We start from the raw sequence: 22,986 nt of genomic DNA, 5'->3' as shown, positions 1-22,986 counted from the left end.
GATGAAGTTGCAAAATACGCGGACAGCTTTCCGCTGGATGCGTGGCCTCCTTTGAGCCAACCGAGATCGCGATTTTTCTCCATACCTAGCAACATGTATTCAGTCGGGAGATGACAGAAGCACTTAAAGCGGTCCGTCGCAGAAACGGATAGCGTGGCGTGCTATTCGGAAATCTGCCCGTCTGACCGGTTGCTCTCGTTGACCTCAGGAAGGAAAAGAGAGTGTCCAATCATGGACGTCCCGGTCCGCCAGCATCCGCCCTCCTGTCCAATTGCGCTTGCCCTTTCATTGCTGGGCGGTGCCGCGCCCGAACTGGCTCATGCAGAGTTTCGTGACCCATGCCCCGCCCCCTTCATCATTGTAACTTCTTGTCTTGTGCACCAGGTGCGCTTTGCTGTACCGAGGCTGCTGACGTAGATCGGGGCTGCGGCGACTGAACAGCAAATGAAGGGTTGGCCAAATGCCTGAAGATCTGATCGAGTCCGACGCGGAATTACTCCAGGTGACCGCCGACATTGTTTCCGCGTATGTCCGCAATAACCCGGTCCCAGTTGCGGAACTCGCTCGCATAATTTCCGATACCTACGGAGCGATCCGCAAGCTGCAGGGAGCACCGGCACCCAAAGCGGAAGAGAAGCCTACACCCGCTGTCCCGATCAAGAAATCGGTAACGCCCGACTTCATCATCTGCCTGGAAGACGGCAAAAAGTTCAAATCGCTCAAACGGCACTTAGGCACTCGCTACGACCTGTCCCCGGATGCCTACCGTGCGAAATGGGGCCTGCCTTCCGACTATCCGATGGTTGCGCCGAACTACGCTGCGGTGCGATCGACGATGGCGAAGGCGATCGGCCTGGGACGGAAGGCCGTAGCGCCTGAGCCTGAAGCGGCGCCAGCGAAGCGCCGCAAGATCGGCATCAAGACGAACTGACATCGGGGCAATTTTGCTCAAAAGGCCCGCGCTCTGTAGCAGAAGCGCGGGCTGATCGTTTTCTGATAGGGGGGAATTCTTACCCCTCATTCAAAGGCAGCCGCTGTCGAGGACACCATCCCTCAAGGGATGATCACCCTCTCGCAGGCGGCATCTGGGAAAACGCGTCGATGATCGCCTCGAGCGACACATTCAGTGCGTTGGAAAAGGTCCTGCCCTTCTGCCAAATCGCAACGTAGTGATAGAGCGCAGATGGCTCTACTGGCTTTATTCCCAGGTGAAATGCTGCGTATTCACGCGCGATGATCTCATTGGTTATCGAAATGCCTAGGCCAGCCGAAACGTATCCGGCCTCGTGACCGTTGCAATCGAATTCCACCAGTATGTCTGGCTCGACGCCGGCGAAGCGCAAGGCATTGAAGTTCATCTGGTGGGCGGCGAACTGGGGATCGATATCGACGATCGTTTCGCCTGCCAGGTCGTAAGCCTCGATACAGGTATGTTTTGAAAAGCGGTGGTCAGGATGAAAGATGCATACGTTGCGCGCTGACCCGAGTGGCGCCCATTCAAACAGAGTTGGGTCCAACGGCAATCTCGAGATCCCAAGATCCGCCCGCCCGGCAAGGATGTGCTCTCCGATCTGCTCGTAGCTTCCAGAAATCGACCGGACATTCGAAGCGGCCTTTGAGTGGATCATAGCCACGACCTTGGGCAAGGTCACGAAACCGAAAACGGAGGGGGCGGCAATTGCAATCCTCTGCTTTTCCTCGTTCTTCATTGCGAAGATGGACGCCCCCAGCCGATCCAGGGAGGTCAAGGCTAACTCGACGTTTCGCAGGAGTTCCCAGGCCTCCTGCAAGGGGACGATGCGGTTGGCTGATCTCTTGAAGAGTGTGATGCCGAGCGTAGCCTCCAGTAGCTTCACGTGTTGACTGACGGCCGGCTGGCTTATCCCGAGCGCTACCGCCGCTCGCCTTGCCGAACCGGCGCGCAACACTTCTCGGAAGACCTTCAGTTGACGGAGCTTGAGGTCGCTCTGCGGCAACTCCATTCCCTGCGCTCCTTTCCCTGATAACGCCACCGGGGAAGCAGATAACGCCAACCTGGGAGCAACGAACCACTCCAGTATATAACGCTTGGTTATAGATAAAATAATAAAAATTATAGATTGAGTGTGTGATTTCAGACGATAGAATTAGCAAACATCTCAAATTAACCCCAAATTACAAACATAACAGCTCGCAACCTTGGGTTATACGACCTAGTCTGAGTGGCAGATGCTGTCGTATATTGCCGTATTGCGAGTCGAGGAAAGCGCCCCATGGGTGGTTTTACTACTCAGTTTGTTGTCGCACTCACCGTGACCATAAGCCTGGCCCTTGTCACCGGCTGCCTCGGTACAGCATTTGGGTTGTTTCTGGCGATTTCGAAGGGCACCGCACAACCGCGCCTCAACCGTGTCGTGACGGCCTACACCACGGTCGTCCGTGGTGTACCAGAACTTCTCATTATCCTGCTCATCTACTTCGGCGGAACCACGCTCGCCAGCAAGATCGCCGGCCGGTATGTGGAGGTGAACGCATTCACCGCAGGGGTTGTCGCGCTCTCGGTCGTCTTCAGCGGTTATGCCACCGAAGTGTTTCGCGGCGCGATTGCGGCAGTGCCATCGGGTCAAACCGAAGCGGCAAAGTCGCTTGGGCTGAATGCCTGGCAGCGCTGGCTGTTCGTCATCGGACCGCAGATGCTGCGGCTAGCGCTGCCGGCCTATGGCAATCTCTGGATTTCACTCTTCAAGGATACCGCGCTGGTTTCGATCGTCGGCCTGACCGACATCATGCGCGTTGCGTATGTAGGAGCCGGATCCTTGCGCGCACCGTTGACCTTCTACCTTGCGGCCTCCGCTCTCTATCTCTCGCTGACCACCGTCACGCTGCTGTCGATCCGGCTGGCTGAGCGGCGCTATCCGGCTCTCGGCCGGTAGGAGGGCGCGACCCATGAACCTCGGCCTGATGTTTGACGCAATGGTTGTCCTGCCTTCGGGCGTTGGTCTCACATTGACCCTCACGGTCCTGTCGCTGACGGCCGGATTTCTTCTTTCCGTGCCGCTGGCCTTCATCCGCGCGTTTGGACGTCCCGGCCTCTCGCTCGCTGTGCTCTCATACACCTATGTCATACGGGGCACGCCGATGCTCGTTCAGCTCTTCCTGCTCTATTACGGCCTCGCTCAGATCGAGGCGGTGCGAGCCAGCATCTTCTGGGTGATCCTGCGGGATCCTTTCTGGTGCGCACTGCTGACATTTTCGTTGAACAGCGCGGCACACACCACCGAGATCCTGTGCCGCGGTCTCCAGTCCGTCCCCAGGGGTGTCACCGAGGCGGCCACGTCTCTCGGCTTGAAACGTTTCCAGATCGCTCGCCTGGTCACCTTCCCGATCGCTTTCAGGATATCGCTTCCGGCATATGGGAACGAGGTCGTGGGGATGATCAAGGGCTCGTCCCTGGCGAGCACCGTAACGCTGCTCGAGATCACCGGCATGGCGAGGCAGATGGTGTCGACCACGTTCGCACCCTACGAGATCTTCATCGTGGCCGGAGCGATCTACCTGTCGCTCACCTCGATCGCTGTGAAAGCGATCCAGTTGCTGGAACGGCGACTATCGACCGACGGCAATCGTGTGCATCGGCACAAAGCCCGATGGCGTCCGCCCTTGCCTGACCCCGAGATCACGACGCCGCCGGCCTGACCGCGGGTTTTTTCGGCAGCCCTTTCCAGCCAAACCAACGAAGAGGTGCATCATGCGCATACCCCTGGCTATTGCTGTTTCTTTCGCATCCTTGATGTCGGCGTTCCCGGCGAGCGCACAAAGCGAGCGCGTCATTTCGATCGCCTCCGAAGGCGCTTCGCCGCCCTGGGACAGCACCGACGCGAACGGTCGACTCTACGGTTACGATATCGATGTTGGACAGGAGTTGTGCCGTCGCATCGAGATCAAATGCACCTTCGTCCCGCAGGATTGGGACGGGATCATCCCGGCACTGCTTGTCGGCAAGTTCGACGTCATCATGTCCGGCATGGCGATTACAGAGAAACGCAAGCAGTCAATCGCGTTCTCGATCCCCTATGCCGCCGGATTCAACCAGTTCGTGGTGCGCAAGAACCTGGGTCTCGACGCCGGCGACACCAAGGAAAAGGTCAATCTTTCGACCATCGGCGACAAGGAGAAGGCGACCATCGAACGCCTCAGATCGACACTCGCCGGCAAGGCGATCGGGGCCTTGCGCTCGTCGAATTCGGAAGCGGTCGTGAAGGAAATCCTGGGCGATGTCGTGACCGTTCGCAGTTATGACAGCCTGGACAACATGAAGCTCGACCTGGCTGCGGGTCGCATCGACGGCGGCCTTGCCGATTATTTCACCTGGCGGGATTTTCTGGAGACGCCTTCCGGTTCGGATGCGGCGTTTTTCGGCCCCGAACTGAAGGGTGGGCTTTGGGGGCCGGGCGTCGGCGCCGGCATGCGCAAGAACGATGCCGAGTTGCTCGCCAAGTTCAACGCGGCAATCGACGCCGCCACCAAGGATGGGACGATAAAGGCGCTGAGCCTGAAATGGTTCAAGAGCGATATCTCACCGGCCCTCCCGCAATAGGCGGGCACCAGTTCCGACATCCATGTGGCGCCGGCCGGAAGGCCAGCGCCCTCCCCTCCTTCAAGGCGAATTCCCATGAAAGACCAGTTCTGCGCGGTCGTTACCGGCCAATCCCTGATCACGCACGACATCCGTGACGTCAAAGACGAACGCTTCAGCGCGGTTGCGGACTTCCTGCGTCAAGGGGACGTCGTCTTCACCAACTTCGAGTCGACAATCCTCGGCAAGCACGGCGGGTGGCCGACCAAGGGTAAATACTTCGGATATTCCAGAGCTGAAGTGCTCGACGCATTGCAGGCCATCGGTTTCAACGCGCTCGCGCTCGCAAACAACCACGCCTTCGATCTCGGCGCCGGCGGTATCCTCTCGACACTGGAGGAAGTGGAAGCGCGGGGCTTCCTCCATGCCGGCATCGGGGCCAACCAGACGGATGCCGCGAAACCGGGCCGCCACCGGCTGGGCGCGTCCGAGGTCGCGCTTCTTGCGATGGATGCAGGCCCAGGCCCGACCAACATGTATGCCGAAGACCGCACGGTCTTCCGGCCGGCTCGGCCTGGCGTCAATCGTCTGAACACCGTTCGCAAGATGGGAGTGCCAGACGGACATTTCCGCAGGCTGGCAAAGCTTGGCACTCATTTGCAAAGCTCCCTCTTTGAACTGACCAACTATGCGCAACCGGAAGACCTGGTGGAGGTGTCGGCCGGCAAGGAGATCAATTTCTACGGCACCGTGTTCACGCAAGCCGCCGATTTCGGCCGTCTGATCGAAGTCGATCAGCGGAGCGCGAGTGTCCATCTAGCCGCCATCCGGCACGCGGCGGCACAAGGCGATTTCGTCATCGCCTATCTGCATCACCATCATTGGGAACCAGGATGGCAGGACGTTCCGCGCTGGGTGCAGACCTTTGCGCGGATGTGCATCGACGCCGGCGCAGACCTGTTCGTCAGCCACGGCGCTCCGGTGCTGCAGGCCGTGGAAATCTACAACGGCTCGCCGATCTTCTACGGCCTCGGAAATTTCCTTTTTCACGTCCACCCCAACGAAACCGAATGGGATCCACCGGAAGTCTGGCAAAGCATCGTCGCCGCGTGCCGCTATGATGCGGGCGGAAACCTCGCAGAAATAGACCTCCTCCCCGTTGTGATCGGGGCGGACCCTCAGTCTCTCGGATCAGCGACCGGTAGACTGGTGCCCGTTGCCGTGACTGGAAGCGCGGCGCGAGACATCCTCGAAGGATTCGCGACCCGCTCGCGGGCGTTCGGCGTCGAAATCGAAGTGTCCTCGGCTAGCGGCCGCATCGCTGTGCCCGCTGCCCGAAAATTCGGCTGACGGGCCCGGCGTCAGGCCGTATTGTGTTCGGCCGGCGCGGCTTCGTCGATTGTTTCATTGTCGCGTTTCGCATCGAGCAATGCCAACTCCTCCCCCAATGCGGCAATAAGGGACGAGACGCGACCGCGCACACGCGGCGGAAGGTTCACTAGCCCCTCGATCAGGCGCCGGCCCTCCGCGCTGGCGATGAAATCCAGGCGCTCATCGACCGGTAGGGGCCGCGCCTCGACGCGGGCCTCATCGTTTCCCGGCAGGCCTTCGAAGAAGCGACCGACAGGAACGCCGAGCGAGCTGGCGATCTCGTAGAGCATCGACGCGCTCACGCGATTCCGCGCGTTCTCGTATTTCTGGAGCTGCTGGAAACTGATGCCGATGGATCGGGCGAGCTGGGCTTGCGACACATCGGACTGGACGCGAACAGTCGCGATCTGCCTGCCGACATGCTGATCGGCGGGATGAGGGTCACTCTCGATCTTTGGCTTCGGCACCGCCCGAAACAGGACGGAGTCGTGCATTTTTAACAACGCCTTTTGATCCTCCACTAGTCAGCCAGATAGAGTCTGTCGCATATCCGCCGGTTCATCGCTTCGATGTCATCTTAAGTCGAATCGCCATTCAATACACCTTACAGGGTGTAAAATAACCCTATAGGTGGCAAAGAATATCGGCCTGCCGATTGTGGACTCATGGTCAGTCCACGACAGATTCGAGCCGCACGGGCTTTGCTTGGTTGGTCGCAGCAGGAGCTTGCTGACAAGGCAATTGTGTCGCTGAATGCGCTGGCCCGGTTGGAAAACGGCAAGGTAGATTCCCGGATCAGCACTTTGCAGGCCATTGAGGCGGCTCTGACAAAAGCGGGTGTCGAATTCTTGTCCGCTGGTCAAAAGGGTGAAGGCGTACGACTCTTAGATCCTCTGGTTTGAAGGTCCCGTTGACGGAAAAGACGGGTTCTCGCAATTGCAACTGCCACAAGTACCCTCCTGCGGGTGACGAGAGGCAAAGTCATGCTATTGTCGGAATCACCCATGATCCGAGCTCCAGAACAGCTTGGGCAGTGGTTAGGCCGAACGATGTGTTGGAGCACGTCGTTCGGCTGCGCAGAGGCAACCACAAGTTACGTACATACCGTACATTACGGACACCGCCATTGTCAAATACTCCTGATCCGGTCGACACCAAAACCGAACGCTTCGAGTTGCGACTTTCGACCGACTTGCTCACTCGCGTAGATGAGTGGCGTCGCACTCAGCCAGATCTCCCCAGCCGATCGGAAGCGTTCCGACGACTGGTGGAAGCCGGTCTCGCTTCAAAATAGCTGTGCGGTTTGGCAATCGAGGTTTGCCATGCACGGTGGATCATTCTCGTCATGATATCTGGCCGCTCGACCTACAGCACACTTCCTTGATGCTCCGCAGGACCAGGCTGAACGGACACAGGCTACCAAGGTACGGCGCGCTGCCCTTGCCAATGCCTAGGTAGTTGCCCTTTATGCGACTTTCGAAGCACAAAAGGCGAACACTGAAAGGGCGTTTTGTGTTTTTGTCGGCCTGCTGGACGCGGACGAGAAAGGCAGCCATCCGCCCTCAATCCACTGCACTCTCTGACCGTCGCCCTCAGCCAAGATGTACGCATTCTCCCCGCCGTATGGATGGTTCGGGGCATTGAGGATTTGTGGCCCCAGTGGCTCATGATCATCTGAGAGGATAGCCCGGCGGCCGGGCCATAAGCGTGCACAACGCCAAGCAATGATTGCAGAGTGCAAAATTTCGTGCCACGAATCCATCATAATGCGAATCCGGTTTCGCTGGGCGCGGAGACACCAAATGATAGATGATGAACAGCGGGCACACATACTGGACGGGATCCGGCGCGACGTGCCCCGCGCGCTGCTTATCGACGTCCAACAGGACTTCCCGATAGGGGCTCAGCAGGCAGAAATCTCAGTCGCTGCGTCGACTGAGACGACAGCCGGAGGCGTCATACTCTCTCGAAAGCGGCAGTCGAAAGCGGTCGGGCTCGTCCGCCATCAGGTGTTCGATGAGATGTTTGAGAAGGCAATCGTCCGCAACGGTGGCGAGTTCGTAAGTCGGGTGAAGGTCGAGTTCGGTTCGGACGAAATACGGGAGCTGCCAGTGTATCTCACGACTGGTCGCTTCGGTGGTACTCTGGTTGGATTCGCGTCGCATCGAGATGCGGACGACGCTCCAGTGAAGAATGCAACGCGGTTGGCGCTTTGCAGCCAGAACCGGGGGCTGGACGCCGATCTGTTTCGCCCCCTGGAGAGCTTCACGGATCGTGAACGCTTCGTAGTGATTATGGTGCAGCGGGATCCATTCGCCATCGGAAAGCTCGCGTCGATCTCGGTTGGTGTCGCCGATACGAAGGTTGAGCAATTTATCGTCTTGGAAAAGATCGAGGATTTTCTCGCAGGATATGGAGCGTTGCGGGAGGCTCCGAAGCGCGGTATTGCGCTGCGGCCAGTTTCCAGAAGCTTCAAAGACACGATTGCCGGGACGGAGAGCGACCAAGCTGAGGGCTGAGAATATTGCGTAGCGGTGTAAGGGGATTTGACGGGCGAAAACTCGCAGAAGCAAGGTTGGCACGAGGGATCACCTCCCGCAAAGCCCTTGCCGACATGATGGCGCGCGCACCTAGCACGGTTATCCGCTGGGAAGATGGGGAGACCGCCCCGGAAGGCCCTGCACTGGAGGAACTGTCGAAGGCGCTGGCGGTCCCTGTTGATTTTTTCTTGTCGCCGCGCCCGCCTATCGGAACCACGTTCTTTCGGTCTTTAGCGAGCGCGTTGAAGGCGGATCGCTCGATCCAGCTCGCGCGGTTGTCATGGCTTGAAGACATCACGGCAGTTGCCGGCCACTACGCGTTTCTCCCTGAGGTCGACCTGCCGGATTTCCTCAATGGTGTAGGCTACCGAAGCCTGCGGGATGAGGATCTCGAGGACATTGCCCACGCAGCGCGAGAACATTGGGGGATTGGATTGCGACCAATCCCCAACGTAGTCGCTTTGCTAGAGCAGATCGGCGTCGTAGTGGCCAGCGAGCCAATGGAGACCACGCAGTTGGATGGTCTTAGCAGGTGGGGATCTGACGGTCGCCCATACGTCCTTCTCGCTACTGACAAGCAATCCTTCGCACGAAGGCAATTTGATGCCGCGCACGAATTGGCCCACCTCTTGCTTCACCGTGAAGTAGCTGAAAATGAGCTAGTCGAAAACTTCAAGCTAATCGAAGACCAAGCTCATCGCTTCGCCTCGGCGTTTCTTCTTCCGGCGAGCCAGTTCTCGGCGGAGGTAACTAGTGTCTCGCTATGGGACCTGGAGCGTCTGAAGGTTCGTTGGCGCGTGTCCATCAAAGCACAGATTATGCGGCTTCAGCGCCTTTGCATTGTGGATAGCGAGGGAGCGACCCGTCTTTACAGGAGTTATAGCGCCAAAGGATACTCAGGATCCGAGCCCTATGATGACGTATGGCCGTTGCAGCAGCCTACGTTACTGGCAGATGTTTTTCGGACTTTGGTTGATGAAGGCGGGCTGTCCAAGATAGAGCTCCAGCGCGATCTACCGTTGTTCGCTCATGATGTTGAGAGCTTGGTTGGCCTTCCGCCGGGCTGGCTTTCGCAAGAGCCTGCTCGCGTCGTGGCGCTGAAGCCTGTGTCGCCGACCCGCGACGTGGGGCCGTCTGGCAAGCTCGGCGAGGTCATACCGATCTCGCGTCGACAATAGACGACGGCCGCCAGCAAGGGATAGTAGCGGAGCGGCAGCTTTTAGAATCTGATTCAGAGTTGGCCCCTCAGATCGGCACGAGCTGTCTGCCGGCTGAATCCATTCTTGTGACCATCCGACGCCTGATTCCAGGCATCCAACGCCTGATTCCAGACGAAGGGAAAGAAGCCGCTCGCGTTTGTGCTCGCCCGTACGACCGACAGCAATTTCCCCTGTCGCAAGCGGGCTTACGAATGCGATAGTGAGCCATGCTTCGCACTACCCTCGTAGATTGATCTCCGAGACGAACGCTTCACCGACATGCATTCGAGCGCTATACCGGCCGGCATCGGTCGTAGTTCGCTCTTTGGCAGCTTGAGTGCTGCCGTCAACTTCCTGGATTGGCTCCTCCACCAACGGATGGTTGGAAAGCTGCCCCAAGAAGTCTAGTCCCACGCCGTACCGCACCCTGACCGAACGGACGACACGTTTGCCGACGACTATGGGCGCTGGAAGGTCGAATTCGATCTCACGACCAAGATAGCGGCGCTTTTCGGCGGTGAATGCTTTACGCTCTCGCCTGTTCTTCAATTCCTCAGCTGCACGATTCTGTTTCTCAGTCACGGTTTCCCGCCGCGCCCGCTCATAGCGACTAGATGTTTGCCGGGATCGGGGCGTCGCCCCAGCTGGTGCCGACATGGCCGAAGAACTAGCAGCAAAGCCTGCGAGCCGCAGCGACCTCGCACTCGCCGCCCTGATGATGGCGTCATCGGCGTAGACCATCTCTTCTTTCCCTACTACGAACTTTTCGTCAGCTGGCGGGTCGATAATGCGCAGGCTGCTGCCATGCGCACCGCCCTGCACGCCGATCTGAAGTCCGCAGGCCAATCGCTGCCCTGCATATCCGGCAGGAAATTGGATAGTACTTTTTTGGGCGACCGCTCCTGTGGGAGGGGGACCGCGTCCACCAAGTTGTGTCTCGCGGTAACCATTGCCAGTTTGGGTGCCTTTGCATTCGATGATGTGCCAAGTCCCTGTCGCATCGCAGGCCACGAAGTCAGGCGATTTTCCCGGCCCCCGCTTTTTTGGTTTTGTAGAATTCGCCCCGACCAAGGCAGCGACACGATCAATGAAATAGCGCCCATCCGCGATAGGCCCGAGTTGCAGGCGATCCATGAGCCAACAAATCGGTGCCCCCATTCCGAAATCGTCACTCAGAATGGTTTTCTGATGGGCGTCTAGTTCAAAGAAGGCAGGGGTGAGACGTAGATCTGGATCATCGGCGATCGCGTGGAGATAACGTACCCACGCCCAGAACTCGCTCAACGAAACACCTGAGGCATGCGATGGAGTGGTAAGATATCCAATAGTCAGCAGTAGTACTGGTATGTTCATATCGAAGTGTTGCGTTCCAGCGGTGAACGAGGGAGGGAACGCCGGTAATTCAGGCGGTGTTGGCCAGCTAGTTTGGTCGACGAAAACGGTAAGGCTACGCTCCATTGATCCCCCGTCCTTGATGTTGTCTTGCTCAGCATTTGGCAGTCGCCGCTACTTCGGCGCCGCTGGCTGAACATGCAACCCAGTTGCACAGCCGCTATGCGTAATGCAGGAACTCGTCATGCGGTACCCTCACCTGATCCCATCGTTTTGCGCCGACTGGGCGCTGCCTGCGTTGGCAGACGGTAAGGAAGAGGCGGCGCTTCGCACGAGAGATGCCGACGAAATAGACCGAGCGTTCCTTGTCCAGTTCGCCCCAAAAGGTTTGTTCCTCAACGCCCAAGATGAAAACGGTGTTAAACTCGAGGCCCTTGCTTTTGTGCATCGACATGACACGGACCGCGCGGTCACCCGAGAACGACGAAAGCGCTGTCGGCAAGTCAACTCCTGCTGCCAGCAATTCGTGAGCTCGATCTACCGTTTCGACGATGCGCTGGTCGAGGCGGTCCCCGTGGGCGTAATCGGAAGAAAGAGCGACTATCTTGGCTCGTCCAACCGTGTCGACAAGCGATCCCACTACAACATTGAGGGCCTTTGCTTGTGACAGGTCGATGTCACCTGAGGCGATCCTTTCCCGCGTCTCTCGCACGAAGCGGTCCCAGCGCGATCGGTGCTGATACTCTCGCTCTTCGTCGAGCCCATCGTTGAAGACAACCATATCGAGGAGGCGCTTATGGGCGGCCGTCTGCCGCGTCCCGCTCGTGACAAGCAGAAAATCAACGATGAGGCGGGCGACTGGCTCGGAGGCGAGATCTTGGGTACTGTCTTCTTCTCGAAATGGGATGCCCGCAGTATTGAGTGCAGCCACCAGGCTCTGACAATAGAGATTCTGCTGCCTGCTCACGAGAACGGCAATTTCGGAGGGCGGGACTTTCGCATCATCGATGAGATCGCGAATGATACCGGCAATGCCGGCGGCTTCCTCTTCATCATCGGCGAAATAGAGCTTATCTATGGTACCCTCATCCCCCACGATATCGCCGTCGTCCACCGCTGCCGGCGGATCCATCACTTTCACCATCTCGTTCTGCATGCGCCGTAACGTCGGCGCTGACCGAAAGTTTTGGTACAAATTCAGCGGTGTCGCTCCAAAGTCGCCTGCGAAGGTCTTGAAAATCCCCTCCAGGGCTCCAGCCCAACCCATAATGCTCTGCTTTGTGTCGCCCACGGCCGTGAGGATGGCGGAAGTGCCTGTGAAGCAAGCCTTAATCAAGTCGTACTGCTCGGAAGTACAATCCTGGAATTCATCGAGAAACACCTGGCTGTACGTTTGGCGGACTGCATTTCGAGCAATCAAGTTGCTAGCCACGATCGCATGTGCGAGGGGGACCATGTCTTGGAAAGTGATCGACTGATGTTGGACGCGCCTTTCACCTATGGAATAGTCGGGATTCAAGGCGTCCCGCCCCTTCAGCGCAGGACGGAAGCGGTCGATCAAGCGTTTGGCGAATGCGTGAAACGTGTGGCTATCAAGGCGAGACGCAAGTTCTGGGCCGCACCGTTTGCGTACGCGTTGCTTTAGATTCTGAGCCGCGTCGACCTTGAACGATATGGCCAGGATCCGCCTAGGATAGCGACACCATCCAGTACGAAGCAGGAAGTCGGCACGCTGCGCCAGCATTTCGGTCTTACCTGCCCCAGGGCCAGCGGTGAGCGCTAGATTGCGGCCGGTCTCCTTTGCGGCCTCAAGTGCATTGGGCTCCAGATTCAGACCATCGGACGGCACCCACCGATCCACCGAAATCATTCCGAAAGAGCCTCCAACTTGGCCTCGATGGAGTCGAACATTCGTCTAATTACCGCTGGCATCTTCGCGAGTAGCGTCTCGTCATCGAGAGCAGCCATTGCCCGTATGTGCCAACTCGGTTTGCTGCCAAGCTTAAAGCGTCGATAGTAGGCATCGAATAACTGTAGCTGATGGGGAGTGTACTGGTCTTCAAAATCGTCATGCGACTTGCCAAGTACCGCCTTCGCCGTTTTCTCGTCAGGCTTCTCGAGATCCAACAAGTCGTCTACGTCATAGGCTGATCCAAACGCCTCGAGCATCATGAAATCCAGATCGAGCGGCGAGGAAAAGAAAACGCCCTCACCCTCCAGATCTTCAAACCAGTGCTCGTCGTCGTCGAGGAGTAGCTTCTCGCCATTCCATTCGGGTATTGTCTCAACCGTCTCCAGACTGATTTCCGGATTAGTGGCCTTTCCGTAGAGGAGCAATTGCTTAGCCGCATAGCGAATCCGACCCCATCCGCCCTGATGTCGCGCCAAGTCAAGGTCAAGAAGGGTCACGTGCGGAATGCCGAGGTCGTTTAAGAGGCGCCAGAAATGGTTGACGTGCCTGCCACCCAGAGGGACTACCGAGATCGAAGCGTCGTCCGCGAGCATGCCCCTTGCTCCGAGTAGCCGCGGCAAGACGACCTCCTCGCTGTCGCCTTCCCCCAAGATCACAAGTCTGGAGAAGTACAATTCGGGGAAGGCTTGGATCCCCTCTCGCACGTACTTTCCGACGTCGGCATCGGCAGGCATTGTGATCCGCGAGACAACCGTACTGCGCCGTCCATCGAGACGCAGGTAGCGAACCCTCTCAGGCTCGACACGCCGCAGCAAAGATGGAGCGTGCGTCGCCACGACGGATTGGGTGTCGCGTCCCTTGGCGAATGCGCTTAGCACGCGAATGACCCTACCGAGATAGTGTGGTGAGAGGCTGTTTTCAGGTTCCTCGACCGCAATGAGCATGAAGATGGGAGGACGCAGCTTGTCGATGTCAAACGCAGCAAGCTCGCCGGTGAATATCTTGTCACCTATCTCGCGGATCGCAAGGACAAGGGCGATATACAAAAGCGATTGTTGCCCGTCGCTTAGCCGTGAGAAGTCGACCAACGGAGCATCGTGCCCAGGGGTGAAACTGAGACTGAGGTGCCGTAGTAAGTTCTCAATTTCACTACGAGCAAACGATACAGACGGGTTCGCATAGAACTTGCCCGTGTGCAGGTCGCCCCAGACCTTCGTCAACTCGTTGCCGACCTCGGCAACGGCAGCGTTGTTAGTGAGCACATCTGTGATCGCCTTGGTATGTCCATGTATGGCGTCGCGCTCGGCGGTCCATCGTGCTGCCCTTAAAACCCGGCCGAGAAGGGCATTGGCCGAATACGAGATGTGATCGGCAGGGTTCCGACGAGCCGGCAGGTAGTGAACCTGTACGGCGTTCCGATCCTGTTTCGAGACGCGGCTCTCGTCTTGGACTGATCCGTCCGCGCCCACCCTAACTACGTTGGTGAAAGACTCCTCAATATCACCGTCTTGGTCGAGATTCGCTTGAAGCCGGAAGCGGACAAGCACCGACTGATCGTCTGTTTCCATTTGCATGTGGGCGAAGTTTCCGGGAACCGCTGGCAGCATGTCACCTTCGGCAATCTCGGTCGTCAGTTCCGGAAATTCGAAGTCTGCTTCCAGCCACAAGTTTCGCTCGGGCGGAGCATTGGCGGGCTGCTCGTCGATGGGGACGTGGAAGTCCGAAGGTCGCACTTTGCGCTGCGCCGGATCGAGCCCGAACATCTTCGCGAGCGCTTGCAGGACAGCGGTCTTACCGGAACCATTTGGGCCGAGAACAAAGGTCATGTCGTCGAATTGGATCTCCGAGGGCTCCGGACCGAAGCATCGGAAATTGCAAAGCCTCATACGAATGAGCTTCACGTCGTCCCCCCTTTCTGTGGCCGAACCGGACCGCGCTGTTGAAGTCTAGCTCGTCGCACTACTCCGCTTATTCTTAGGCAACAGAGAAATGCCTCGAATTGGCGTAATTCGCAACCTTGTTACTCGGCCCATTCGCGCGCACATCGGGCAGATACGAACCAGCACGTTCAGGCGACGGCACCCGTCCTGGATGGGCGGCTGGATTTTCGGCGCCCTGTTTTGCCCGAGCGAAAGCGATCGCTTCTAGGCTAGGAACCGCGACAGCGACATGACCGAGATAAGTTGCAAAGCTGCCGTCGAAATCGGACCCGCGTACGCCGCGATCCATTGTCCGGCGGGTTGTCCAGACTAAACATTGTGGCTGATCAAAAGGCTCGGCCACGATCGCAGCTCGCTCGCATCCTCAGGGATGCTCACGCCGCTTCCGTGGCACAACGAGACGCAAAACACCTGTTGGCAGGGGCATGGCGATCTTGAAGGCTATCTCGATTCCTGCGAGCTTCTCACGTCAACGGAGGGCACACCCATGGCACATAAGTTCGAAATCTATAAGGACAAAGCTGGTGAATATCGCGTTCGCTTCGAGTACAACAGCGAGGTGATATTCTCGACCGAGGGCTACTCGAGCAAATCCGGTGCTCAGAACGCCATCGATTCGATTAAGAAAAATGGCCCGAGTGCGCCGGTCCAAGACAATAGCTGATCGCCTTCGCCTCCACACGATGCTGCCGTAGTTCCGAAGCTGGAGCATATTGGCTTCGAAACGAACTTCGGTTCGACACTAGGACTCGTTGCGCTTGGGCAAGTGGAGCCGTGGCCTCCTAAGGGAATCCTCAGCAAAGAGGCTTCACTAGACCTCGGCTACATTTAGGAGCATTCTCCCGCTGGGGGAGTGGGGTGTGGATAGGTCTCGTTACGAAAATCGTTCTGATCGCTGGCGCAAGCGCACTGGAGCAAACCACTCCCGTGCACAGCGGTGGGCAAGTGTGCCGCGACGGTTGATCTTCGTCACCGCTGCCGCAATCGGAGCCTTCGCCGCTGAGACGGCCATTCTGCATAGTGACCGCTTGCCCGACCTGACCCCTTCGAACTGGATCGGGCCAAAGCCCGCCCCCATGACCGGCGTGGCGTCCGTCATTGACGGTGACACAATCGAGATCCACGGCCAGCGCATTCGGTTCAACGGGATCGACGCGCCAGAGAGCAAGCAATATTGCGACGACGCCAAGGGCTTCGAATACCCATGCGGTCGGCGATCGGCCGAAGCGCTGGATAGCTTCCTCGCGGCCTCTAGGCCGGTGGCATGCATCTTTGTGACTTGGGATCGCTATCACCGCTTCGTCGGCGATTGCCGGCGCGCCGACGGCGCCAGCGTGGCGGCGTGGATGGTAGAGCATGGCCAGGCGCTCGATTGGCCGCGCTACAGCAACGGCGCCTACGCGCCGCAGCAGGTCGAGGCCAAGGCGGCGAGACTTGGTCTATGGGTTGGCAAGTTCGACGCGCCTTGGGACTGGCGCGCATCGCATGGCGGCGGGGCTGCGCCGTCGAGCCAGCCGCTCGGCATCATCAGTCGCAAGCTGGTCGCGCAAAGCGGCGGTCTTTCGTGCGAGCCCCGGCGGTACTGCTCGCAAATCAGTTCCTGCGAAGACGCCCAATGGTACCTGCACAACTGTGCGTGGGGCCGCAAGCTGGATAGGGATGGTGACGGGGTAGCGTGCGAGACGCTTTGCTAGGGAGGGGTCCATGGATGACAAGTTTTACAACCGCGTCGGCGGCGATCGCATTTCTTCGCGGCAGATCGATGAGTTGATTGGGTTAGCGCGCGGCCTCGCTGCAGACGGAAGTATCAATAAGGCGGAAGTCGAGTTCCTTCAAAAGTGGCTGGCCGCCAATGTCGACATTAGCGATCAGCCGATCGTCCGGACCTTGTACCGACGCGTCAATGAAATCCTTGCGGACGGCGTGCTCGATGCCGATGAACACACCGAACTTCTCGATACGTTGAACAGCTTCTCGAACCGAGATTTCGAACTCGGGGAAGTTTTGAAGCCGACCACCCTGCCCCTTTGCAATCCGCCTCCCCATTTGAGCTTTGAAGGTCGGTCGTACTGTTTCACCGGGACGTTCAATTATGGCCAGAGGAAATACTGCGAGCAGGCCATAGCGGATCGTGGCGGGCGCGCCGGCAATTTGACGCAAAAGACGGACGTACTCGTGATCGGTGCCTACGCCACGGAGTCTTGGAAGCACTCATCGTTTGGCGACAAAATTTTCAAAGCGACCGCCTGGCGCGACGAGGGGTTGCCAATCTCGATTGTCGCCGAGAGCCACTGGGTCGGTTTTCTCTGACTTCGTCCGTTCGTTTGGCAGCGTGTCATTACCGTCAGCACCCATTTCGACCGAGGTGGAACGATGCGACACAATGCGTTCAGCGATCTGATTCAACTGTTTCGGCGATTTGCGCATCGCTCCATCACGAGCTTCGTCGCGTTCGCAACTGCAACGGCAGCTGGGTGTAGCTCCATAGACTACCAGAAGCTCACCATCGGTGAGATATCAGGCAGCTTATTCGTCATGTGGGTCGGTGAAGGCAACAGTTCCGGCGACGGGAATTTCCTATTCGTGCCCGACCCTCATGATCCCTTGATCTTCCATCGGGCCGATCCGACGGCTCCAGGTAGCGAGATCAAGCCGGGCCTCATGTACACGGATGGTGGCTCGATCCCGAAAATCGCGCAAGTCTTCAAGGGGCTCTCACCTTGGGGCTACGCTCCGGCCTACATGATCCACGACTGGATCTTCATCGCACATCACTGCATTGTCGACGGCAGCACCGAGAAGAGGTTCGACCAAGTCCGTGGCGTCGAGTTCGACGACTCCGCAGCGATCCTCGGCGAGGCAATCAAGGCCTTGATCGCGACGCGCCAGGTCGCGCCGAACGATGTTGCACCCAGCGCCATCACCGCAGCCGTGGGAAGCGCAATCGCCAAGAACCTTTGGGACAAGAAGGGAGCCTGTAAGTCGTTACAGGTGAGCGCGAAAGATATTGCCTCAGCAGAGGCGGCCATACCTGGCTCGACATCCAAAGCTCAAAATCTGAGGACCTTCCAAATACCAGAAACCGTCGCACCTTCCGTCCGAGCAGTGAGGCCCGCGAGGATCATAGCACGCCTGTCCTTCTGACCTGGGTGTCGAGCCAACCCATGGCGGGCCGGCGTGCGGCGACCGACCGTTCGAGCACGCGCCAGCATCGACCACATTTGGATTACCCGAGCTCGTGGATGGCCACGTTAGGGACAACCGACTTCGCTATCTCACACAGGTGTTGATGATGCGTCAGGTAAATGACCTGGCCCACACTGGCCATCTCACCGAGCAGGCGGAAAACCTCCTCCGACCGGAGATGGTCGAAGGTCTCCATGATGTCGTCGGCAATGAACGGAACAGATGGCCTGAGCTTGGCAAACTCGTAATATCCGGCGAGCCGTAGAGCCAGATAGAGCTGAAAACGCGCGCCTTTCGACAAAGCGTCTGCGACCTTCGACTGGCCATCCCGTTGTGTCGCGATGAGGACCTCGCCGCCCTTTACAGGCTGGGTCGTCAAGCCTGTGTATAGGCCCCTAGTGATCAGTGCAAAGGCGTCGGAGGCCTCGCTCATCATTCCAGAGCGGTGGCGTTCACGATAGACCCGGAGCGCGGTCGCTGCAGACATGATGCCAAGCTTCAATTCGATAAAGCGTACAGCCTTATCCTCGATCTCCAAGAGGACTGTCCGGCGTTGAGCGTCTAGTCGGGCAACTGCGCTGTCTCCGCCGATCGCATCAAGCTTGTCAGACGCCCTGGTGCGGGCGACAAGTTGCTGTTGCAACGTTTCATCGACATCGACGAGCCGTCGCTCGCCTTGCGCCTTTTCGACTTCAAGCGCAGCGAGATCGGCGCCTTCGAGCAGGGATCGTGCCTCAACGACACTGCCCACGCTCAACTCGGCCGTCAGTTGATCCTCAAGTTCCCCCAAACTGCTTCGCAGACGGTCGCGCTCCCGCAACAATTCGTCTTGCTCGACAACTTCCGGCAGGCTTCCGACACCAAAAGCACCTAGCACTTCCCGCTTTATCGCCTCATGTGACGCGATCTCGGCCCGCAGAGCCTCACGGGCATCCTCCAGCTGTTGCAAATCGGCAAGCAGGTTGGCCCTGGTGTCACGAGCACGCTCTGATTGCTCCAGGCGTTCGGCAAGCCCGACGCTGAACTGTTCCGGGGCGGCGTCGCCGACAGCGCCGCCGGCCTGGGCAGCAACCCTTGCAACTTCTTCGGCAAACTCGACCCTGTCGGCCTCCATCTTGCGAACGCGTATTTGTATGGCGTCGCGGTCCTGCAGCGCCTTCGAGAGTTCTGAGAGCTGGTCAAGCACGCTTCCTAGCCCAGCGCCTGCGATGCCGTCTTCCAGCCAGGTATCCTTAAGAGCCGCCTTGACCTCCGCCTGCCATGCCTCCTCGCGCCTCTCGGCCATTTCCACGGCTAGCCGACGGCTTGCCAGCTCCTCCTCCTTCACGGCCACGCTTCTGAGCGCCTCGGCTCGTTCCGCGTCGACTTTGGCCTGCCGGTCGAGGAAGCGCTCGGCAGCAACGACCATCGTATCCAGCCCCTGACCGGCTTCAGGCTGGATTCCAACGCTCTGCAACGCCGAGATCAGCGCGAGCCGTATTCGTTCGCCTTCAGCATGAGCACGCTCTAGCCTGGTTCGCGCGATTCCGATTTCGTCCCAGGCCGCGAGGGCTTCCTGGCGGGCAGAAATGCGTTCGTCGACCAGATCTGTAAGCAGATCGAGCGACAGCGCCTGGCTATCTCCAAGCAATTCACTTGCCGCGTCGTTGATCTCGCCTGCAGCGCCCTCTGCCCGCTCGGCCAGCTTTGCCAATTGGCTGTTGACCCGCCCAATAGCCGCTTCGGCCTCGCCTTCTCTTTGCTTGATTGCGCGAAGATCGGCGAGTTCGCTCGCGTGGATCAGACGAGCCGCCCCGACTTGGTCGTCCTTGGCCAAGGCGACGATAAAGCGATCCGCAGTCTCAGGTTTGAGATCGGAGCGATGGCTTTGCCAAGCCCTGTCGCGCTCAACCCTTATAGCTTCGGCCGCTTCATCGTCCACCAGATCGATAGAGGCTCCGACAACAGCCAACCTGGACGAGGCATTGACCCGGTTTTGCTCATACTCGGCGAGTCGCTCCGACAGGACTGCGCGGTCCTTTTCAAGTGCCGCGGCAAGCTTTCTCCAGGCGGCAATGTGCACGGCTGTGGGAGCAGCGATGCTAGAGAGGGATTCTGCATCGCCCGACCAGGGTTGAAGGCGCCGCATAGCAATCGCCATCTTCGTTTGCCGGTCCTCTTCAAGCGTTCGGGCCTCTCGCGCATCCCTTGCGTGGCTACTGGTTTTCGCCTCCGACAGTGTAGCCATGAGCCTCACCCGTGCAGGCTCTGGTACCCCTCTTTCTTCGCTGACGCGGCCGCGTGCTGCTTGAAGACCGTCAAGTGCCGATGCGGCCTCATCGCGGGCCATGCGCAAGTTTGTGGTGATACCGGAGCGTTGCTCGACCATGGCGCGCAGGGTGCCGACGACAAATGCCGGCAGTATCAGTTTCGAGGGATCCTGTTCGCTCGATTTGCCCAGGGCCGCCAGGCAGCTATTCACGACATGATCGAACCCCTGCAGTTCCATCCTGCGGTTGGGCAGGTCCAAGCCTGCCGAAACGTAGCGCGCCTTGCGGTCGGCAAGCCCACGCACCTGCTCGGAGATCGCCAGCACGGCGTCGTCGATAACAGTCGCCGCGATCTTTGCCTGAGCCCGATCGATCTCTTCGGAGTTGGTCAGCAGGCGGGTTCCCAGCCTGGCATCATGCTCGATCAACTCGGCCACGCTGCCGGTCCAAGTCCGCAGTGGTGATGGAGTGTCGGGCAGTTGCGTCAGCTTGGTCGTCTTGCAGGTAATCTCGGCCAGCAACGGAGCCGCGCGCATGTATCGATCGACCGCAGCCAGACGAGCAGTCAAGGCCGAGCGCTCTGCTAAGCTGCGATCATATTTTTCGTCGGCGTCGGCTCGCTCCGCCTCGAGCGTCTCAAAAGTCGAAGCCAGCGTGTCGATTGCGTCCTTGCTGGCCTTCAGTTCCGCGAACCGCTTCTTCAGCTGAGCGATTTCGGTAACCTGAGCCTGCCTTCGATGCAGGGCGTCGGCTTCGGCCTCCAGCGCGCCCAAGACATCGCTTGCGTTGCCTAGGCCAGCGCTCGCTGTGAATAGAAGCTTGCCGAGGTCGCCCTTCGATTCAAGAATTGCCTTGCCGCCGGCTTCCAGTGTCTCGTCATCCAACGAAAACATCGTGCTGTAAGCATCCCGGGAGAGTCCGCCGAGGTGGGCCGCAATCGCAATTTCGCTAAGCGGTTGGCCCTGAGCATCGTGCACCGCGTTGTTGCGGCTCTTGATGCGCGAAAAGGCAAGCGACTGCTCCTCGAATTCCAGCACCCCGCCAATCCGCATGGAACTGTAGTCATGCAGGAAATTGTAGCGGCTGCGCTCTTCGATACCGAAGAGCAGGTCAAGATAGGCGGAAAGTGCTGTCGATTTGCCGGCTTCGTTCAATCCAAAGACTATGTGCAAATCCGGACCTGACGCCGGCTTAGGCCCGAAGTCGATCGCTTTGTCAGTGAATTTGCCATAGCGGGTAAGATCTAGGCGCCGCAATCTCATTGCGATCCACCTCCCTTCAGCCTGGCGGCGACCAAGTCGACGCCGCGCGCCAGCACATCGTCGAGGAAGTATTCAAGCCCGGCTTCGTCCTTTCCCACAAAGCCGCGGGCGTCGGGCGGCAGGTCCCCGATCATCTTCAACACAAACTCCCGGGCGTCGGACCGAAATGCGTCCGACTTCGCGTTGGCACGCATGGACTGCGCAAGCTCCAATATCGGGTCGGCGTTATCTTCTTGGTTTTCCATACCGGGAGGCGAAATGGCGAGCTCCAGCTTCTCCACCCAGGTATGGCCTACCTGCTCCGCTGCTTGCTCGGCTTCTGCTAGCAGCAAGTCCCGGTCGCGGATTATCGTCCAGGACAGGGCGGACGCTCCGATCACACTGAGGCGGGCAACGAGGTGCCGGGATCTGGCGGCGGTCCGTGCCTGTTCCAATGCCGATCGGATACGGACAACTGCCTCGCCCCAATCCAAAGCCCCGGTGAGATCGACGCTTACGCGCCCAAATTGCGCAACACTGGTGAGCCTCTCCTCAATCTCAACGGAGCGGTCATCGTGAACGGTCACCAATGTGGCTGACTTCTCGCCGGCCTCATTGATATCCCTGCCCTGAGGGATGCCAGGCATCACAATCGTGCTCGGACCGGGATAGACCTTGCGAACATGAATGTGGCCGAGTGCCCAGTAATCAAAGCCGTGGCCATTCAGGTCGGTGACACTGCAAGGTGCATAGACGTCATGGCCTGGCGAACCGGCGAGACTGGTGTGCATAAGGCCTACGTTTATTGCCCCATCCAACGGGCCGGCATATTTGGGCAGCAGGCTTTCCGGCGCCTTCTGGCTGGCGAAACTTAGACCGTGAAATGCGACATCTAACCCAGAGCTGGATTGGGTTACGGATTGGGCGCGGCCTGTGAAAGTCGTCACCGTGTCCGGCAACGCGAGCTGCTTCGAAATGCGTGACATGGCATCGTGGTTGCCGCGGATCATGTAGACCCTGACACCGGCCTGATGGAGACGTGTCATCTGAGTCGCCAAAAAGCGCGCCGTCTTCATCGACGTCTGGTCGCCGTCGTACAGATCGCCTGCGATGACAAGGGCATCGACACGCTCTGCCAGGCAAAGATCCACGATTGCGGTAAACGCCTGTCGGCTGGCATCTCCGATGAGATCGGCGAGGTCGGCATTGCGCAAAGCGAGCGAACGCAGCGGTGAGTCGAGGTGGATATCGGCCGTATGAACAAATCGAAATGCCAACGGAATGCTCTCCAGCCCCCAAACCGTTTAGGCCAAACACCGTCAAAGATCCGCCCAGACGGCGTGCGGCGAAGGCGTATCGGTTTCGGTAGCAAAGTCCGGTAGCGTTTCGCAACGGTCCCGGCAAGTTGGAGTCACCGCGTCAGCGGCGACCTCGGTCGCCCTGCCCGGCGATGCGTGACCT

19 protein-coding genes are annotated in these 22,986 nt (G+C 58.7%); 12 read left to right on the top strand and 7 right to left on the bottom strand.

The genetic code is table 11. The annotated features are described in order from the left end of the window. Positions 1-460: 460 nt before the first annotated feature. Positions 461-931 (top strand): Ros/MucR family transcriptional regulator, encoded by a 471-nt coding sequence (locus DPM33_RS20950; RefSeq protein WP_112099341.1) that lies wholly within the window; start codon positions 461-463, stop codon positions 929-931. Between the two features lie 133 nt (positions 932-1,064). Here the strand turns inward: DPM33_RS20950 and DPM33_RS20945 are convergent, their stop codons facing one another. Continuing rightward, positions 1,065-1,982, bottom strand: a complete 918-nt coding sequence (locus DPM33_RS20945; RefSeq protein WP_112099340.1) for a LysR family transcriptional regulator — start codon at positions 1,980-1,982, stop codon at positions 1,065-1,067. A gap of 270 nt (positions 1,983-2,252) precedes the next feature. On the opposite strand from DPM33_RS20945, the gene DPM33_RS20940 reads away from it, so the two are divergent. From DPM33_RS20940 to DPM33_RS20925, 4 genes are all read left to right on the top strand, one after another. Beyond that, positions 2,253-2,912 (top strand): ABC transporter permease, encoded by a 660-nt coding sequence (locus DPM33_RS20940; RefSeq protein ID WP_112099339.1) that lies wholly within the window; start codon positions 2,253-2,255, stop codon positions 2,910-2,912. 13 nt (positions 2,913-2,925) lie between these two features. After that, the gene (locus tag DPM33_RS20935; protein ID WP_112099338.1) at positions 2,926-3,675 is read left to right on the top strand and encodes an ABC transporter permease; all 750 of its coding nucleotides are present in this window, start codon (positions 2,926-2,928) and stop codon (positions 3,673-3,675) included. Positions 3,676-3,727: 52 nt separating this feature from the next. Next, positions 3,728-4,576: a transporter substrate-binding domain-containing protein gene (locus DPM33_RS20930; protein ID WP_112099337.1), complete on the top strand. Its 849-nt coding sequence runs from the start codon at positions 3,728-3,730 to the stop codon at positions 4,574-4,576. Between the two features lie 75 nt (positions 4,577-4,651). Beyond that, positions 4,652-5,905, top strand: coding sequence for a CapA family protein (locus DPM33_RS20925; RefSeq protein ID WP_112099336.1), 1,254 nt, complete (start codon positions 4,652-4,654; stop codon positions 5,903-5,905). A gap of 11 nt (positions 5,906-5,916) precedes the next feature. Here DPM33_RS20925 and DPM33_RS20920 read toward each other — a convergent pair whose 3' ends face one another. Beyond that, a complete protein-coding gene (locus DPM33_RS20920) occupies positions 5,917-6,420 on the bottom strand; it encodes a helix-turn-helix domain-containing protein (protein ID WP_112099335.1) in 504 nt (167 codons plus the stop codon). 171 nt (positions 6,421-6,591) lie between these two features. Here DPM33_RS20920 and DPM33_RS20915 point away from each other — a divergent pair, with 171 nt between their 5' ends. The 3 genes from DPM33_RS20915 to DPM33_RS20900 all read left to right on the top strand — a co-directional run bounded on the left by DPM33_RS20915 (position 6,592) and on the right by DPM33_RS20900 (position 9,644). Further along, the gene (locus DPM33_RS20915) at positions 6,592-6,828 is read left to right on the top strand and encodes a helix-turn-helix domain-containing protein (RefSeq protein WP_112099334.1); all 237 of its coding nucleotides are present in this window, start codon (positions 6,592-6,594) and stop codon (positions 6,826-6,828) included. Positions 6,829-7,728: 900 nt separating this feature from the next. Beyond that, on the top strand, positions 7,729-8,445 hold the full coding sequence (locus DPM33_RS20905) for a hypothetical protein (RefSeq protein ID WP_112099332.1): 717 nt from the start codon (positions 7,729-7,731) through the stop codon (positions 8,443-8,445). A gap of 5 nt (positions 8,446-8,450) precedes the next feature. After that, positions 8,451-9,644, top strand: a complete 1,194-nt coding sequence (locus tag DPM33_RS20900) for a helix-turn-helix domain-containing protein (protein WP_112099331.1) — start codon at positions 8,451-8,453, stop codon at positions 9,642-9,644. 258 nt (positions 9,645-9,902) lie between these two features. Here DPM33_RS20900 and DPM33_RS35895 read toward each other — a convergent pair whose 3' ends face one another. From DPM33_RS35895 to DPM33_RS20885, 3 genes are all read right to left on the bottom strand, one after another. After that, positions 9,903-10,949 carry a hypothetical protein gene (locus tag DPM33_RS35895; protein WP_146770297.1) on the bottom strand — a complete coding sequence of 349 codons (1,047 nt, stop codon included), beginning with the start codon at positions 10,947-10,949 and terminating at the stop codon, positions 9,903-9,905. A gap of 268 nt (positions 10,950-11,217) precedes the next feature. Continuing rightward, complete coding sequence (locus tag DPM33_RS20890) at positions 11,218-12,867, bottom strand: UvrD-helicase domain-containing protein (protein WP_112099329.1); 1,650 nt, start codon at positions 12,865-12,867, stop codon at positions 11,218-11,220. After that, positions 12,864-14,795, bottom strand: a complete 1,932-nt coding sequence (locus DPM33_RS20885) for an ATP-dependent nuclease (RefSeq protein ID WP_245442303.1) — start codon at positions 14,793-14,795, stop codon at positions 12,864-12,866. Before DPM33_RS20885 ends, DPM33_RS20890 begins: the two co-directional genes overlap by 4 nt. A gap of 541 nt (positions 14,796-15,336) precedes the next feature. Here DPM33_RS20885 and DPM33_RS20880 point away from each other — a divergent pair. The 4 genes from DPM33_RS20880 to DPM33_RS20865 all read left to right on the top strand — a co-directional run bounded on the left by DPM33_RS20880 (position 15,337) and on the right by DPM33_RS20865 (position 17,993). Continuing rightward, entirely contained in the window at positions 15,337-15,513 is a 177-nt protein-coding gene (locus tag DPM33_RS20880) for a YegP family protein (protein ID WP_112099441.1), read from the top strand. Between the two features lie 295 nt (positions 15,514-15,808). Beyond that, complete coding sequence (locus tag DPM33_RS20875; protein WP_245442294.1) at positions 15,809-16,543, top strand: thermonuclease family protein; 735 nt, start codon at positions 15,809-15,811, stop codon at positions 16,541-16,543. Positions 16,544-16,553: 10 nt separating this feature from the next. Then, positions 16,554-17,159: a BRCT domain-containing protein gene (locus DPM33_RS20870; protein ID WP_112099326.1), complete on the top strand. Its 606-nt coding sequence runs from the start codon at positions 16,554-16,556 to the stop codon at positions 17,157-17,159. A gap of 63 nt (positions 17,160-17,222) precedes the next feature. Further along, entirely contained in the window at positions 17,223-17,993 is a 771-nt protein-coding gene (locus DPM33_RS20865) for a hypothetical protein (RefSeq protein ID WP_112099325.1), read from the top strand. Between the two features lie 82 nt (positions 17,994-18,075). Here the strand turns inward: DPM33_RS20865 and DPM33_RS20860 are convergent, their stop codons facing one another. Both DPM33_RS20860 and DPM33_RS20855 read right to left on the bottom strand, forming a co-directional pair. After that, complete coding sequence (locus tag DPM33_RS20860) at positions 18,076-21,546, bottom strand: ATP-binding protein (RefSeq protein WP_112099324.1); 3,471 nt, start codon at positions 21,544-21,546, stop codon at positions 18,076-18,078. Continuing rightward, on the bottom strand, positions 21,543-22,802 hold the full coding sequence (locus DPM33_RS20855; protein WP_112099323.1) for a metallophosphoesterase family protein: 1,260 nt from the start codon (positions 22,800-22,802) through the stop codon (positions 21,543-21,545). Before DPM33_RS20855 ends, DPM33_RS20860 begins: the two co-directional genes overlap by 4 nt. Positions 22,803-22,986: the final 184 nt, after the last annotated feature.

The sequence above is a fragment of the Mesorhizobium hawassense genome (genome assembly GCF_003289945.1).
GTDB lineage: Bacteria > Pseudomonadota > Alphaproteobacteria > Rhizobiales > Rhizobiaceae > Mesorhizobium > Mesorhizobium hawassense.
The sequence above is the reverse complement of the archived record's forward strand: the minus strand, read 5'-3'. Positions and strand labels throughout refer to the sequence as shown.